The organism is uncultured Hyphomicrobium sp. (assembly GCF_902826555.1).
Lineage (GTDB): Bacteria > Pseudomonadota > Alphaproteobacteria > Rhizobiales > Hyphomicrobiaceae > Hyphomicrobium_C.
This window is the reverse complement of sequence record NZ_CADEFI010000026.1, coordinates 1-15148: the sequence shown is the minus strand read 5'-3', so window position 1 is coordinate 15148 and position 15148 is coordinate 1. Positions and strand designations below refer to the sequence as shown.

Sequence of the window (15148 nt, the reverse complement as noted above, 5' to 3'; positions counted from 1 at the left end):
GCTATCTGCGGATGCGCACGCCGGCGCGGATCTCGTCGCTCGTGTAGTCGCCATCGGCGTCGTTCGAGGCGAAGTCGAGGTGCTGGTAGCGCGTGAAGAGCACCAACTCGGGGCTGGCGTAATATTCGAGGCCGGCGAAGGACAGCCACTGGTCCTCCTCGAAGGGCGTCGAGTCGTAGGTGTAGTGCGTGTAGACGACGCCGGCGGAGGCGATCAGGAAGCGGCGGAGGGCGTGACGGGCCTCGAGCCCCACGGTGTGCGCGACCACGCCGCCGGAGTCGAACGTCACGGTTTCATAGATGTCGCTTTGCGCCGTGAGCAGGAACGATGTGATCTCCGTCGGTCGCCAGGCGAGATTGGCGTCGAACAGGAAGGCATCGACCGAGGAGAGGCGCGAGTCATCCGGCGTCTGCTCGCCGTAGCCGACGCTGATGGTGCCGCGAAGCACGGCGCCGGTGGAACCGAAATCGAGGCCGACGCGGGTGCGGGTGCCCTCGGAGTCGCGCGGGATGCCGTCGGCGGGCGGCGCGCGCTTGTCGCGCTGGTTCAGCTCTTCCTCGACAAAGACGGCGAGTGTCGGTTTGAACTCCCAGGCGACGCGGGCGGCTTGCGTGGTCTCCAGCGTGTCGCGGTCGGCGTTGCTGGCACCGTTGGTCTCGGAATAGGCGGCATCCGAAACCGAGCCGCGGAGCTGGAGCGACAGGCGGTTGAAGCGGTGATTGAAGGCCAACTCGGCGCGGTCGACGGTCACCTCGGCACGATCGCCGACCTGGCTGGCGTCGATGGCGGAACGGTCTTCCTGGCTCACATAGTGGCCGGCGATGGCCTGCAGATTGGTGCGCTTGGAGATGTCGATGCGTCCGCGCGCTTCCACGCCCCACGCGCGGTCGTCCTCGGAAGGAAAGTCGTCGTAGAAGCTCGAGAGGTTGGTGCCTTTGAGCTCGAGGGCGTGAACCGACCAATTGGAGACGAGGCGGGCGGTGGATTTGATCTCGGCGGCGATGTCGGAACGGGCGTCGGGCGAGGAGAGCACGTTGTCGGTCCAAAGCCCGCCGATCTCGACCTCGGGGAAGAACACGAAGCTGCCGACGCGGATGCCGATCGGGTCATAGGGCTCGAAGCGAGCGAGGCGGGCCGGGCGGCGATCGGTGGTCGCGGGATCGATGTCCTCAACCTGGAACAGCAGCGGGTCGTAGCCGGCAGGTGGGTTCGTGAACGGATCGAGATCCTCCGGCGGGCGGGTGTCGCGCGTCGGATCGGCGCCGTCCTCGGGGGCCTGAGGCTCGGCGAGGTCGATGGCGCCGTCGGGCTCGGGGCCGTCGGCCGGGACGGCGGGTTCGCCCTCGGCTGATGCACCGCTCTCGTCGCCCGGGTCGTGATCATAGAGGGAGTCGCCCGGCTCCGGCGCGGGCTCGCCGTCGGAGAATGAGTCGTCGACGGAGCCGCGCAGGCGCTTCGGGCTGTCGTAGGCGTTGGAATCGGTGGCAGAGACGGGCGCGCGCTGGGCGCTCGGACCCCGTTCCTGGGCATTGGCTGAGGAAACATGGGACAGCGCGGCGACGAGTGTCGCCAGCGCGAAGCCGAACAGGACCAGGCCAAGCCGCCAGACCATCGCCACAGTGGCGTCCTCATGAGGATGAACCGCACGACGCACACTGAAAAATCCGGAACAGGAACGGCCCGGAGCACGAGATCGACACTAGGAATGGTCGGTTAACGAGGGATTAAGTTGGCGAGGTCCTGCCGCGCTCATCCTCGATGAGACGTGTCGCGAATGGCCTGTGTCCGGGATGGCGAGAGAGGATCAGGTCGGCTCGACGATGAAGACGGTGCCGTTGGCCCCGGTGATGCGCACGTGCGCGCCTTTCGGCGCGTCGGCGCCCGAGGCCGGCCACAACGTGTCGCCGACGCGGACACGGCCGCGGCCGCCCGAGATGGCGTCCTCGACGACCACGACGCGGCCGAAGTACTGGGCGCTGCGCTGGTTGAGATCCTTGTCCTCGCTCTCGACGCCCTGGGCATTCGAGAAGCGGCGCACCCAGAATACGGTCGCTACCGAGATGACGGCGAACAGCGTGAGCTGCCAGGGGAAGCTCAGGGTTTCGGCACCGCCCGAGTTGAGGCCGAACACCAGAATGCCGACGACAATCGCCGACAGGCCGAACCACAGGAAGTGCACGCCAGGGATCAACGTCTCGAGCGCCATCAGGAGCACGCCGATGATGACCCAGTTCCAAGGGCCAAGGCCGGAGAAGAGGTCGATGAAGGCAGACATGGCGAAGATCCCCGCGGTTGAGGAGGCGTACGGACGGTGCCGCGGAGCCGATTATACCGGCTCGGCGGCGATCCGATACACTTACGATCTGGAGGCCGGCACGCTGGTTCCGCGTCCGGACGGCGCTGCGGGCGCCTGCGGGCCGCTCTTCGGTCCGAACGCCTCGCCCGTGATCTGAGCCAGGCCGGCGATGGAGCCGATGACGGACGATGCCTCGAGCGGCATCATGATCACCTTCTGGTTCGGTGCCTTGGCAAGGGATTCGAGGGCCTTCACGTAGTTGTTGGCGACGAAGTAGTTGATGGCCTGCACGTTGCCGGCGGAGATGGCGTCGGAGACGAGCTGGGTCGCCTTGGCCTCGGCTTCGGCGGCACGCTCGCGGGCCTCGGCGTCCTTGAAGGCGGCTTCGCGGCGGCCTTCGGCCTCGAGCACCACGGCCTGCTTCTCGCCTTCCGCCTTCAGAATGGCGGCCTGACGCAGGCCTTCCGATTCCAGGATCTGGGCGCGCTTCTCGCGCTCGGCCTTCATCTGGCGGGCCATGCTGTCGATGAGGTCGCGGGGAGGCGCGATGTCCTTGATCTCGATGCGCGTCACCTTCACGCCCCAGGCTTCGGTGGCGGCGTCGACCACATGCAGGAGCTGGGCGTTGATCTTGTCGCGGTTGGAGAGCAGCTCGTCGAGGTCCATGGAGCCCATGACGGTGCGGATGTTGGTCATGGTCAGGTTGACGATGGCGTGCTCGAGGTTGTCGACCTCGTAGGCGGACTTGGCCGCGTTCAGCACTTGGAAGAAGGCGACGCCGTCGACGCGCACCATGGCGTTGTCACGCGTGATGACGTCCTGGCTCGGGATGTCGATCACCTGCTCCTTGACGTTCACGTGGTGGCCGACGCGCTCGATGATGGGGACAAGGAAATGCAGACCCGGCGTCAGCGTGCGCGTGAAGCGGCCGAAATTCTCGACCGTGTAGTTGAAGCCCTGGGGGACCACTTTAACGGTCGACCACAGCACGGCCGCCGCCAGCACGATCAAGAGCAGGCCGAAGACCTCGAAGCCGCCGTCATACATGGATGTGTTTCCTTTCCCGATCCGTTTCCATCCGCTGGGCCTCTCGGGGAACAGGAGTTCAACCCTTATGGAAGCGCCAACGGCTATCTGCCTTCAAACTAAGTGGGTTTGATGGCACCTGTACGGAGGATAAGCGGTGATTCTTACCGATTGGTGCTCCGTGCGGAACTGACAGGGATGAGCTGCAACCCGTAGCGCGCGGCGGGCAATACAACACGCATTGCGGCGGCGCTGCCTCTCAGGGAGAGGAGCTGCAGCGTCAGAGCCAGCCCTGAAGCTCGCGGCGGACGACGGCCTCGATCACGTCGACACCGTCCTCGCTGTCGTTGAGCGCCGGAAGGTAGGCGAACTTTTCGCCGCCGCCGCCTTCGAAGATGTGGCGGTTCTCGCCGTCGAGCTCCTCGAGCGTCTCCAGGCAGTCGGCGGAGAAACCGGGCGCGACGAGGGCAAGGCGCTTTACACCTTCGGCGGCCAGACGCTCGACCGTCTTGTCGGTGTAGGGCTGCAGCCAGGGATCGTTGCCGAAGCGGGACTGGAAGGTGGTGAGCCAGCGGTCGGCGGGCCAGCCCAGCGCTTCGCGCAAGAGGCGCGAGGTCTTCTGGCACTGGCAGTGATAGGGGTCGCCCTTGTCGAAATACTTCTGCGGCATGCCGTGGAAGGTGGCGATGATGCGCTCGGGCTCGAAGTCGAGCTTGGCGAGGCTCGCCTTCATGGAGCGGGCAAGGCGATCGATGTAGACCGGGTCGTCGTAGTAGGCGGGCGCGACCCGCACGGCCGGCTGGTTGCGCATCTTCATCAAGGCGCGGAAGGCGTGATCGGCGGCGGTCGCGGTGGTGGCGGCGGCGTACTGCGGATAGAGCGGCACCAGGAGGATGCGGTCGCAGCCCGCAGCGGAGAGCGCCTCGATGCGGCTCTCGGTGGTGGGGTTGGCATAGCGCATGGCCCAGTCGACGATCACGCGCGGATGGTCGGCGAGGCGGCGCGTGAGGGTGTCGGCTTGCGCGCGGGTGATGGTCTTCAGCGGGCCTTCGTCGCGCTCATTGTTCCAGATGGTGGCGTAGTCGCGGCCCTTACGGCCGGGGCGCACGGTGAGGATGATGAGGTTGAGGATCGGCCACCACTTCCATCTCGGCTCCTCAATGACGCGCGCGTCGGAGAGGAACTCCTTGAGGTAGCGGCGCATGGACCAGTAGTCGGTGCCGTCGGGTGTGCCGAGATTGAGGAGCAGCACGCCGATGCGGCCGTGCTTGACGTCGGGGTGCCCGCTCGGCCAGTGGCTCCGGTCCGGCTCGTAAGCGTTCCCTGTTTTGGTCAGCATCTCGGCTCCAGTATTCCTCGCAATCTCGCGAGGGTTCTAACGCATTCCGCCCGAAATTGGATGCCAAGTTCGTGCGAATTTCGACGGCTCAGCTACGGACGTGGGCGGCGGCGCGGACGCGAGGATGCTTTTCCGGTGCGGCCTCTCTGCTTCCGGCCTGCTCGCGGTTCCTTGCGGCGGCGCCGTGCCAGACGGCGGCAATCCTGCGCCCATGCGCCTTGGGCCGTTCGGCGAAGATCATATCGCCCATGGGCCTGGCCGAGCGGCGCAGCGCCTGCTGGCGCGTGCGGATCGTGGTTTCGATAGCGTTCGCGTCCTCGGCCCACAGCGCGTCAGGCGGCAAGGCGGCGAGCCGCAGGCGCAGCAGGGCGAGATCGTGATCGTCGCCGAGAACCTGCGACAGCTCGCGTGCCGCCTCGATGTGCACCTCGAACAGGGCGGGCCAGGCCTTCGACAACAGTGCCATGTGACGCCAGTGGGCCTGAACGCATTTCCGCCACTCGTGGAAGGCGTCGTCGGTGCCTTCCATGTAGGCGACATCGCGGCGCTCGAGGCTCTTGCGATAGTTGCGCACGAGGCCCTGTTCCAGGGTGGCGAAGCTGTCCGGATCGATGTGCAGGCGCCGGAAACGGCGCTGGGCGCGCTCGAGGGCTGCATCGGCCTCGGTGCGGTCGACGCTTCCATTCCTGTCGGCGGAGGCGGCATCGCGTCGCGCGAACAAGACATGCTTGAGGCGTGCCAGCGCGGGTCCAGCGTGAAGAGTGTCCTCGGCTTCGAGTTTGATGATCGTCTCCAGAAGGACGTGATCGTCGCGCGCCGATGCCATCGATGAGGCGATGGAGCGGAAGTGCGCGTTCTCGGCGCGGAAAACGTTTTCGCCAAGTCCGGTGCGCGCGAGCCGCAGCAGAGCGCGTATGCGCTTGGTGCATTTGCGGGCCTCGTGCACTTCGGAGGCAGGGTCGGCATTTGCGGAAAGCTGGCGGCGTGCGCGCTCGATCTGCTCGAGACCGATACGGCGAAAACCCTTCTCGATCGGTTCATCGATCTTCAATCGAAAAGCCATGGATGGGTCCGCTCGCTGAACACAAGTCTCATTCGATGTGTACTATAGCGGGTGTTGGCTCTGCTTTTCCATGGGACGGAGAAAAGCAGGCACGGCGGCAGCCGTTCAGTCAGCCAGCCGCACAATTGAAATACAACCGTCTGAATTTTCTGATGAAGTTCTGGCGGCCGGCGGGGCAACCCGCTCCCAGGCCAGGTCGGAGTCGATGGTGTGTGACGCACACGGCACGACACCGGCATCGGATTTCGCCGCGTTGTCCGGCTCCTTGGCCGATGCGTTCATCCGCCCGCCTATCAAGGTCGGCTCGCCGCCATCGAGCTTCGTCTTGCGCCACGCGTCGAGCGAGGCAAACGCGGGGCACGGGGGATCCTCGACGCTGCAGGAGGGAGGCAGAGCGATGGATGCGAGCCACAGCGTGCGGCCGCCGCGATCGATAAGGCGCACGGCCGTCGCGGCGGCTTGCTGGTCCGATGGCGCCGGTTGCTCGAGGTTGAGCGCGAGCGTGCGCGCCGTCACGCGCAGGTCCTGGCTCGCCTTGACGGCGATGGCGGTCGTGAGGGGCAGGTTGCTGCGCGCCGTCCGGAAGCCTACGGGGTCGGTGGCCGACAGCACGCGGCGCGAGACGATGAGGCGCCATTCGCGGGGCGGAAACAGCCTGCGCAGCGGTGCGGCGGCCTGGACGCCCTGAATGAGCACGGCGTCGATGCCTGCGAGGGCCGCAAGCGGACCAGAGACAGCGCCGGCGTCGACCCTCGGTTTGCTCTGGCGCTCCGAGCCGAATGTCGTGCGCCATGCCGGCTGGCGGATTTCGGGAGGGGTGCGGGGCGCGAGCGCCGGGATGTCCGATAGATCGAGAATGGCGATGGTAAGGCCGGACGCGGCGTGGGTTTCGCCGGCTCCGCCAGCTGTCGACAGAGACGGAGCTGCGGCAAGGATCAGGGTGGCGAGGCCAGTACGCAGGATGCTTTTGCGCAGGCTCGGCGTGCGCCAGTGCGGGTTGCCGAGGGCATTCTCCGTCGCAGACATCCGACATCTCCCGAGGGTCGGCGCTACATTTTGTCCGATTCTGGCGCTATCCTCCGACGAGTCCCCTAGCCTGACAAGAATTTCGAGGTTTTGCTCTTAATGCTTGCCATTCCCGAGAGAGAGCCATCGGCCAGCCGGTGGGCCACTCGTGCCGCTCTGTTCGCGTTCGGCATGATCCTGGCCGCGGCGTTCCTGCACCGTCTGTTCGGTATGCCGACGGCGGTGGCGTTCAACCTCTTTTTGGCGGCGATGCTCGTCGCCGGGTTATCGATTGCCTGCTCGGCGGTCGCGGCGGCCATCATCTGGCAGACGGGGCGGCCCGGCACGGCGCGCGTGTTGTTCGCCGTGTGCCTTAGCCTGGCGCTGCTTTCGATTCCGCTCCTTTATACGATGTGGGTCCGCAACTATCCCCACCTTCACGACATCACCACGGATTTCGAGAACCCGCCGGCGTTCAATGCGATCGCGCGCCTGCGCGGGCCGGGAGACAATCCCGTTGCGTACGACCGCGTCAACGAGGCCGATGAGCAGGCGCGTGCCTATCCCGACATCAAGCCGATGCAGATCGCGCGCTCGAGCGACGAGGCTTTCGCGCTCGTGGTCGATGCGATGAAGCGGCTCAAGTTGGAGATCGTGCGGGAGGATGCACCAGATCCCGAGGCGGGGACGCCGGGAGAGATCGAGGCGGTGGACCGCTCGCTGATCATGGGGTCATACCAGGACGCGGTGATCCGCGTCGCGGGAGGCGAGGAGAGCGCGCGCGTCGACATCCGTTTGGCTTCGCGCTTCGGGCGCGCCGACATGGGCTACAACGCGGAACGCGTGCGCGAGCTCGCGAAGGAGATCCAGGCACGCGTGGATGCCACGATGCCGACGGCCGCGGACGAGGCCAAGAGGGCTAAGCCAGAGAAAGCGGGCGGTCCCAAGTCGGAGAACCGTCGCAAGTCACGAGCCCGCGCGCAATAAGGTGCTCGACGTGGGCTTGCACGGAGAGCGCGGCTGCGCTCGACAGCTTGCGGTCTATGGTCGGATAGATCACCGGCACGATGGATTGGATGGTGCCGACGCCGCCGCGGATGGCATCGAGCACCTGTTCCTCGCGCCAGCGCCGGTGCAGAAGATAGGCGCGTACCGTGCGCTGCGGATCGTCGAGACGGCCGCCGTGACCGGGCAGGAAGACGCTGTCGGAACGCGGCAGCAGCAAAGACAGCGAGTCGACGTAGTCGGCCATGTTGCCTTCCGGAGGCGCCACGAGCGTCGTGTTCCAGGCCATGACATGATCGCCGGAGAAGACGACGCCGCGTCCGAGGAGTGCGAAGCAGAGATGATCGGGTGCGTGACCGGGCGTGTGCAGCGCCTGCAGGCGCCATTCCTTCTCGTCCACGACGTCGCCATGAGCGAGCTTCACGTCGGGCGTAAACACGTAGTCGATGAACTCGGACCCTTGCGGCGTGGTCTCAGGGCCGACGGGTGCAAAAGCCTCGCGGCCGAAGCCCAGGATCTCGGCACCGGTGGCGGCCTTGAGCGCGTCGGCGCCGTCGACGTGGTCGCGATGGGCGTGGGTGACGAAAATCTGCCGGATAGGGCGGCCGGCGGCAGCCTTCATGATGGCGGCAAGGTGATGTTCGTTTGCGGGGCCCGGGTCGATGACGGCGAGCTCGGTCATGCCGACGAGATAGGTGTTGGTTCCCTTGAAGGTCAGCGGGCTCGGATTTTCGGCAACGATGCGGACGATACCGGGGCTGACCGGCGCAGGCTCGTCGTAGGCGAAATGCATCGTCGTCTTGAAGGTCAGCTCGTGCGTCATCGTGGCCTTTGAAACTGCCGCAAAGCCCGCAACTTAGTCGATCGCACGCCTGCCGCCTAGCCGGCGTGCAATCGATGGTCAAGTTGCCGCTTCCGCAGGCCCTTAGCGTGAGCCGATGCTCGCTCGCACTTGCCGTAGAGCGACCTAGAGGTTGAGCTGATAGGTGTGGGCGAGCCAGCGATAGGCGGTGCCTTGACGCTCCACGTAGCCGATGGATGGGAACGGCATGTGGTAGCCGATGACGGGGAGGCGCTCGGTGGCCAGCATCTCGTATACGCGCTTGCGGGTCGTGGCGCCTTGCTCCTTGTCGATGTCGAAGACGCAGTGCCAATCGGGCCGCGCCAGCGAGGCGACCTGATGGTGGGCGCAGTCACCCCAGAAGTAGATCGCGCGGCCTTCGCTTTCGATGAGGAAGTTCAAATGCCCCGGTGTGTGGCCCGAGGCCTCGACGGCGCGGATGCCGGGCACGACGTCGTCGCCGGCTTTCAGGAACGTGAACCGGTCGGAAATGGAACGGGTATTGGCGCGGAAGACGGCGGCCAATTTTTCGATCTCGCCGGTGTGCTTTCCCTCCGGCGCCCAGAAATCGTATTCGGTGGCGCCGATGGCATAACGGGCGTTCGGGAAGAGGGGCTTGCCGCCTTCCATGAGGCCGCCGACGTGATCGGGGTGCCCGTGGCTCAGCACGACAACGGTGATGTCCTCGGCCCGAAGGCCGGCGGGTGCCAACTCGCTCGCCAGCCATCCGCCCGCGGGGCGCGGGACAAATCCGTTCTCGCCGTTGCCGGTGTCGAACAGCACGAGATCGCGGCCGGTGTTGATGACGGTGGGCGAGAAGCCCGGCTGGTACCTGGCCTCCGGCAGCAGGTTGTCGCGCATCAGCGTCTTGACCTCGGCTTCGGTGCCGTTGGCGCCGATGATCGGATAGGGACCGTCGATGAAGGCCTCGGAGTCCGAGATGACGGTCATCTCGAAGGCGCCGATCCGGTATCGCCAATGCCGGGGCTGCCGCGGGCCGAGCTTGGCCGCGGCCGCATGGACGTGGGTGGCAAGAGGCAGAACGACGGGCGCCGTGACGAGGGCAGCGGCGGTCGTCAGCAGGCGACGGCGGCTCGGGTAGCGTTCATCGATGGACATTGAGGTGCGATCTCCAAGTTGCTACGTCCCTTGGAACGGAAGCTAGAAAGCGGGAGGGATCGGCGCTTGTACGAACGTGCTGCCAGGCCGGATTTCGACGCATGCGCTGCGCGGGCCCCGATCTGGCATCTCGATCAGGGCCGTGCGCTGTTCATCGGCGCGCTCGGCCGCAATGCGCTGCACGCGCACAGCGTGCCGGTCTATATGGCGGGGGTGTACGCGCCGTTCCGTCTTCGTGTGGCGGGTGATGCGTGGCGGCCGTGCCAGAGCGCGGTGATCCCGGCGGGCGTGCCTTACGAGTTCGACATGGCGGGGCAACCGCTGGCCGTGCTCTATCTGGAGCCCAACGAGGCAGGCGCCGGGGCTTTGGCGCCACTGCTCGGATGTGCCGGCGAGGTTTCCGGCGCGCTCTATTCCGGCGCGCTCTTGAGTGCGAGCGGCGGGTTCCCCGTGCTGCGGGAGCTTTACGAAGCGGACGACGGCGCCCGATGGGCGGGGGCGGCGATCGACGATCTCCTGGCCTTCTCGAAGCCGCGCGCACGGCGCGCGCTCGACCTGCGGATCTCGCACGCGGTGGCGCGGCTCGCTTCAGGATGCGAGGACGCGCGTCAGGTGGCGGATGTCGCGCGCGAGGCGGGCCTTTCGCCGTCACGGTTCCAGCACCTGTTCGCGGCGGAGATCGGGGTTCCCTTCCGTCGCTTCCGGGTGTGGCAGCGGCTCCGGCGCGCCATCGCGGAAATCTCCGGCGGGGCGAGCTTCACAGCCGCGGCGCACGCGGCCGGCTTCTTCGATCAAGCGCATTTCGCGCGGGCGTTCCGTGCTGCGTTCGGTGCCCCCGCCTCGCCTAGCCTGCGCAAGGTGCGGCGGGGTTAAGTGCGACGGTTGCGCTATGCGGCGTTGAGGCCGGCGGCTTCGAGCGTCGCCGCGATGCGGAGACAGTAATCCTCGCGCCACGGTGCGGCAATGACCTGCACGCCGTAGGGAAGCGCTCCCGGTTCGCGAACGGGCACGGCTGCGACCGGAAGGCCGACGAAGGAAATGGGTTGTGTGTAGATGCCCATGTGCGCGCGCAGCGGCACGTCCTTGCCGCCAATGGCGATCGTCTTCTGTCCGAGCTTGGGTGCGCTGGTCGGCGCCGATGGGGCGAGGATGACGTCGAAGCGGCGGAAGAGCTCGGCCATGTCGGCTTCGTACAGGCGGCGGAAGCGCTGGGCCGAAACGTACCAGCTCGCGGGCAGCAGCGCGCCGGCCAGAAATCGGTCGCGCGTGTCGGGATCGAAATCGGCCGGGCGGCGGCGGAGACGCTCCAGGTGAAGCGCGCTGCCTTCGGCGTTGGTGATGAGGAATGCCGCAGCGCGAGCAACCGCGGCGCGCGGGATCTCGACCTCGGCGGCGGCGCCCAGTGCGTCGGCCGCTTTGTCGAGCGCGGCGAGCGCAGCCGGCTCGGCGTCCTGGCGAAAATAGCCGGTGGCAACGGCGATGCGGAGGCCCGTGCCGCCCTTGGCGATTTCGGGCGCCGCGGGGGCGATGGGCTGGCGCGCACAAACGGGATCGGACGCGTCGTGACCCTGCACGGCATCGTAGACGAGGGCGAGATCGGCGACGGTGCGCGCGAACGGGCCCAGATGATCGAGGCTGTCGCAGAACGGGAAGGTGCCGGTGCGCGGCAGACGGCCATAGGTGGGCTTCAGGCCGTAGAGGCCGCAAAACGCAGCCGGAACGCGGATGGAGCCGTTGGTGTCCGAGCCGAGCGAGACAGGGACGAAGCCGGCCGCGACGGCTGCTGCCGAGCCGCCGGACGAGCCGCCGGTCATGCGCGCGGTGTCGAGCGGGTTGCGGGACGGGCCATAGTGCGCGTTCTCGCCGGTGAAGTCGTAGGCGTATTCACCCATGTTGAGAGCGCCGAGCAGGACGGCGCCCGCGGCCCGCATGCGCGCAATCAGGAGCGCGTCGTCCTGGGCAGGCGGGTCGGCGGCGCTGATCTTGGAGCCGGCGCGTGTCGAATACCCGGCGATGGCATAGAGGTTCTTCACGGCGTACGGCACACCTGCAAGCGGGCCGAGCTTGCGGCCCTCGGCGCGTGCGCGGTCGACAGTCTTGGCTTCGCGCAGTGCGCGCTCGCGCGTGATGTCGGTAAAGGCGCCGATGTCGCCGTTCTCACGCTCGATGCGATCGAGAGCTGCGCGGACGATGTCTTCTGCCGAGGTCTCGCCGCTTGCTACGGCGCGCGCAATCTCGACGGCCGTTGCCGGTACGGTGGTCATTCGACGGATCGCGGAGTGAAGACAGGCGCTGCTTCCGATGCGGCCGCGGCCCCGGTCTCTTCGACCAGACGAGCCATGCCGCGTGCGACCTCGAAAAACATCGTGACGTTGTCTTTCCACTCGGGTGCGATGTGGAGGCCGAGGTTAGCGGCTGCCGTATCGATCAGTGTCGAAGTATCGTCTCGCGTCATATCGTCTTGCGGCCTTGTGGTTCCGTTCCCAAATCTCCGTCCTACGGTATCCGTGCACGGAGGTATGACAAGAGGGAAGTTTTAGCCGTACGCGCAACGACTCGCTATGCTGCGAATGCGTGCGACCAGGAGGACGTGATGAGCTGGCAGCCTTGTGATGATCCCAAGCCGGGCGACGCAGTTTCATGTGATGCGATCGAGCATATCATCGTGCCGCGTGCGCGCGACCTCGGCGGCTTCGAGGTGCGCCGGGCGCTGCCTTCGGCGGCGAAGCAGATGGTCGGTCCCTTCATCTTCTTCGATCAGATGGGGCCGGCAGAGTTCATCATCGGCAGCGGCGTCGACGTGCGTCCGCATCCGCACATCGGGCTGGCGACGGTCACCTATCTCTTCGCCGGAGAATTGATGCATCGAGATAGTCTCGGTACTGAGCTTGCCATACGGCCGGGCGAACTCAATCTGATGTCGGCGGGCCGGGGCATCGTGCACTCGGAGCGCACGAGCGCCGAAGAACGGGCCAGGCCGTCGCGCATGTTCGGCATCCAGGCCTGGGCCGCGCTGCCGAAGTCGCATGAGGAGAGCGCTCCTTCGTTCGCGCATCATGCGTCATTAGAGTTGCCGCGCATCACCGGCGAAGGCAAAAGCGTGCGTCTCATCATGGGGTCGCTCTACGGCGCGCGCTCGCCGGCAGAATTTCCGCACGCCTGTTTCTATGCCGAAGCGGTTCTGGCGCCGGGCGCGGTGCTGCCGCTCGATCCCGACTACGACGAGCGTGCGGTGTATGTGATCTCGGGCGAGATCGATATCGCGGGGCAGAAGTTCGGCGAGGGACGGCTGCTGATCTTCCGGCCCGGAGATCGCATCTCGATCCTTGCGCTTTCGATGGCGCGGGTCATGCTGCTCGGTGGCGAGCCGATGGATGGGCCGCGGCACATCTGGTGGAACTTCGTCTCGTCCTCCAAGGACCGCATTGCGGCGGCCAAGGCCGATTGGAAAGCCGGGCGATTTACGCCGGTGCCCACGGACAGCAAAGAGTTCATCGCGCTGCCAGAATAATAACTTGACCGCAATGGTCGCGCTTGAGTGCGGGCCTGTTGCCGCGGGCCCCAACAAGCCGGTATGCGCAGGACGCAATAGGCGCTACGAATAAGTACCCCCCGACGTCGAATATACAAAAGCCGGAGAAGGTCATGTCCCAGAACCCGTTTGAAATCCCCCAGCAAGTGCGCGACCTCGCAGAAAAGAACGTGGATCAGGCCCGGGCGGCCTACGGCCAGTTCATGGACGCCATGACGCAGGCGATGAGCTTCTGGACCAAGTCGCTGCCCGCCAACGACATGTCGTCGGGATTCCGCGCCGTGCAGGACCGCGCGACCAAGTTCGCCAAGCAGAATGCGGAAGCTGCGTTTGCCCTGGCGAGCGACCTCGCAAGCGCCAAGGACATCCAGGAAATCCTGGCACACCAGAGCCGGTTCGCCCAGTCGCAGATGCAATCCTACGCGCTGCAGGCGCAGGAGCTGGGGCGGCTGGTGGCCGAGGCGATGCAGAACATGCAGCCCCGGAAATAGCGACGTCGTTCTTTCCAGACGGGTTTCTTGACCGGTCGGCGTTTTTCGGGGGCCATGCCTCCGGAGACGCGGTCGGCGCTATCGCGGCGCGGTGGGCACGCGGCCTTGCGGAGTGAACCAGAACAGGGCCCCCGACTTGTTGGCGCGCGCCAGATCGGGGAGCGACCAGACCGGGTCCAGGATGGCGTGCAGCTCCGGCGTTTTCGTGCAGTAGAGCACGGGCAGCTCCATGCTCAATGAGCTGCCGCCGAGCAGATAGCAGGCCAGCAGATACTGCTCGCTGTAATAGCGATTGATCCACTCGGGCGGATAGTCCCAGGGCAGGAAGATGTCGTGCACGCCGACCAGCACCTGCGGGCCGAGCGCGGGGACTACCTCGGTCAGGAACACCGTGGCGTCACTGTTCTGGAAGGCGCGGTGGCTGCCGTCGCAGAACACCACGTCGCCGGGCTTCAGATAGTTGAAGCAGCGGAGATCGGTGTCCTCGAGCGGCTTGCGGATGATGCCGTCGCAGATGGCATCGATCTCGCTGCGCGGGTGCGGGTCGATGGAGAGGATCTTGGTGCGCAGGCCGTGATCCCGGATCGCCTTGCGCACGAACTTCGTCGAGGTTCCGGAGCCGATCTCCATGTAGAGCGTGGGATTGCGCATGGCGACGAAGCAATAAAGGCTGATGGCATCGAAAGCCGGGATCCAGTCGTTGAGCCAGAACGGCTGACGCGGATCGGCGCTCTTTGCTGGGATTGCCGCGAGGCCCGGCAGGTGAGCCAGAAACTGCTGCAGGTTGGACTGATAGGTTGGGTTACTCGCGGCGATGCGCTCGGCGAGAGGCCCTTGCGGCGGCTGGTCGATGTGCGATCGCGGCCGTGGTTTGACCGGATAGTCGAGTGTCAGCAGGCGGTTCGACGACGCAAGAGCTTCCAGTTGCGCGCGATCCATGGCGGCCCCCCGGATGGCTGCGGATCCTGCTGCCGGCGACGATGGCCGGTGCTCACCCGCCTCGAAGCCTATCAATGCCTATGATTCTCGTGCGGAGGCCAGCGGGCTTGCCGCTCGGCGTGGGCCGTGGCGTTTGAGGACATTGGTCGGAGCGGGGAGATTCGAACTCCCGACCCCTTGCTCCCGAAGCAAGTGCGCTACCAGGCTGCGCTACGCTCCGCCCGACTGCAATGTCCTCGACGTATTTGAAAAAACCCTTCGGCTGCCGAGAGGGGCCGAAGCGCGAGGCGGCTTTATAGCGACAGGGCAGGGGCAGAGCAAGCGATCAGGCTCCGAATTTCGGCTGGCTAAAATCGGTGAGACGTGGTTGCCGTGGCGGGGCACTCTCACTATGGTGCGGCGCCCAGGCGCCAGCCCCTCGAAGAGGGGTCTGGGCCGGCATTGGGACGTAGCCAAGTGGTAAGGCAGCGGATTTTGATTCCGCCATTCGGA

Annotated in this window: 15 protein-coding genes and 1 tRNA gene; 4 read left to right on the top strand and 12 right to left on the bottom strand. The window is 66.1% G+C overall.

The genetic code is table 11. The features are described from left to right. Window position 1 precedes the first annotated feature (1 nt). From QZV93_RS11835 to QZV93_RS11810, 6 genes are all read right to left on the bottom strand, one after another. On the bottom strand, window positions 2-1612 hold the full coding sequence (locus QZV93_RS11835; RefSeq protein WP_295558741.1) for an outer membrane beta-barrel protein: 1611 nt from the start codon (window positions 1610-1612) through the stop codon (window positions 2-4). A gap of 192 nt (window positions 1613-1804) precedes the next feature. After that, the gene (locus tag QZV93_RS11830; protein WP_295558698.1) at window positions 1805-2275 is read right to left on the bottom strand and encodes an NfeD family protein; all 471 of its coding nucleotides are present in this window, start codon (window positions 2273-2275) and stop codon (window positions 1805-1807) included. Between the two features lie 81 nt (window positions 2276-2356). After that, on the bottom strand, window positions 2357-3343 hold the full coding sequence (locus QZV93_RS11825) for an SPFH domain-containing protein (RefSeq protein WP_295558696.1): 987 nt from the start codon (window positions 3341-3343) through the stop codon (window positions 2357-2359). Window positions 3344-3602: 259 nt separating this feature from the next. After that, a complete protein-coding gene (hemH, locus tag QZV93_RS11820) occupies window positions 3603-4661 on the bottom strand; it encodes a ferrochelatase (RefSeq protein ID WP_295558695.1) in 1059 nt (352 codons plus the stop codon). Window positions 4662-4749: 88 nt separating this feature from the next. Next, window positions 4750-5724: a CHAD domain-containing protein gene (locus QZV93_RS11815; RefSeq protein WP_295558694.1), complete on the bottom strand. Its 975-nt coding sequence runs from the start codon at window positions 5722-5724 to the stop codon at window positions 4750-4752. 105 nt (window positions 5725-5829) lie between these two features. Further along, complete coding sequence (locus QZV93_RS11810) at window positions 5830-6750, bottom strand: hypothetical protein (RefSeq protein WP_295558692.1); 921 nt, start codon at window positions 6748-6750, stop codon at window positions 5830-5832. A 99-nt stretch (window positions 6751-6849) separates the two neighbouring features. On the opposite strand from QZV93_RS11810, the gene QZV93_RS11805 reads away from it, so the two are divergent. Then, entirely contained in the window at window positions 6850-7716 is an 867-nt protein-coding gene (locus tag QZV93_RS11805; RefSeq protein WP_295558691.1) for a DUF1499 domain-containing protein, read from the top strand. On the opposite strand, the gene QZV93_RS11800 is transcribed toward QZV93_RS11805, so the two are convergent. Continuing rightward, a complete protein-coding gene (locus tag QZV93_RS11800) occupies window positions 7649-8557 on the bottom strand; it encodes an MBL fold metallo-hydrolase (protein ID WP_295558689.1) in 909 nt (302 codons plus the stop codon). The two genes, QZV93_RS11805 and QZV93_RS11800, sit on opposite strands and share 68 nt — an antisense overlap. Before the next feature lie 144 nt (window positions 8558-8701). Beyond that, the gene (locus tag QZV93_RS11795) at window positions 8702-9694 is read right to left on the bottom strand and encodes an MBL fold metallo-hydrolase (protein WP_295558687.1); all 993 of its coding nucleotides are present in this window, start codon (window positions 9692-9694) and stop codon (window positions 8702-8704) included. A gap of 66 nt (window positions 9695-9760) precedes the next feature. Between QZV93_RS11795 and QZV93_RS11790 the strand changes: the two genes are divergently transcribed. After that, complete coding sequence (locus tag QZV93_RS11790; RefSeq protein ID WP_295558686.1) at window positions 9761-10567, top strand: AraC family transcriptional regulator; 807 nt, start codon at window positions 9761-9763, stop codon at window positions 10565-10567. Between the two features lie 14 nt (window positions 10568-10581). Here QZV93_RS11790 and QZV93_RS11785 read toward each other — a convergent pair whose 3' ends face one another. Together QZV93_RS11785 and QZV93_RS11780 are read right to left on the bottom strand one after the other, a co-directional pair. After that, window positions 10582-11958: an AtzE family amidohydrolase gene (locus QZV93_RS11785; RefSeq protein ID WP_295558684.1), complete on the bottom strand. Its 1377-nt coding sequence runs from the start codon at window positions 11956-11958 to the stop codon at window positions 10582-10584. Next, window positions 11955-12149 carry a DUF4089 domain-containing protein gene (locus tag QZV93_RS11780; RefSeq protein WP_295558682.1) on the bottom strand — a complete coding sequence of 65 codons (195 nt, stop codon included), beginning with the start codon at window positions 12147-12149 and terminating at the stop codon, window positions 11955-11957. The genes QZV93_RS11785 and QZV93_RS11780 overlap by 4 nt, the downstream gene beginning before the upstream one ends. Before the next feature lie 138 nt (window positions 12150-12287). Between QZV93_RS11780 and QZV93_RS11775 the strand changes: the two genes are divergently transcribed. Continuing rightward, window positions 12288-13205 carry a pirin family protein gene (locus tag QZV93_RS11775; protein ID WP_295558680.1) on the top strand — a complete coding sequence of 306 codons (918 nt, stop codon included), beginning with the start codon at window positions 12288-12290 and terminating at the stop codon, window positions 13203-13205. Window positions 13206-13339: 134 nt separating this feature from the next. Next, window positions 13340-13717, top strand: a complete 378-nt coding sequence (locus QZV93_RS11770; RefSeq protein ID WP_295558679.1) for a phasin family protein — start codon at window positions 13340-13342, stop codon at window positions 13715-13717. Window positions 13718-13795: 78 nt separating this feature from the next. Here the strand turns inward: QZV93_RS11770 and QZV93_RS11765 are convergent, their stop codons facing one another. Both QZV93_RS11765 and QZV93_RS11760 read right to left on the bottom strand, forming a co-directional pair. Further along, a complete protein-coding gene (locus QZV93_RS11765) occupies window positions 13796-14656 on the bottom strand; it encodes a class I SAM-dependent methyltransferase (RefSeq protein ID WP_295558677.1) in 861 nt (286 codons plus the stop codon). A 143-nt stretch (window positions 14657-14799) separates the two neighbouring features. After that, a tRNA-Pro gene (locus QZV93_RS11760) sits at window positions 14800-14876 on the bottom strand. Window positions 14877-15148 lie beyond the last annotated feature (272 nt).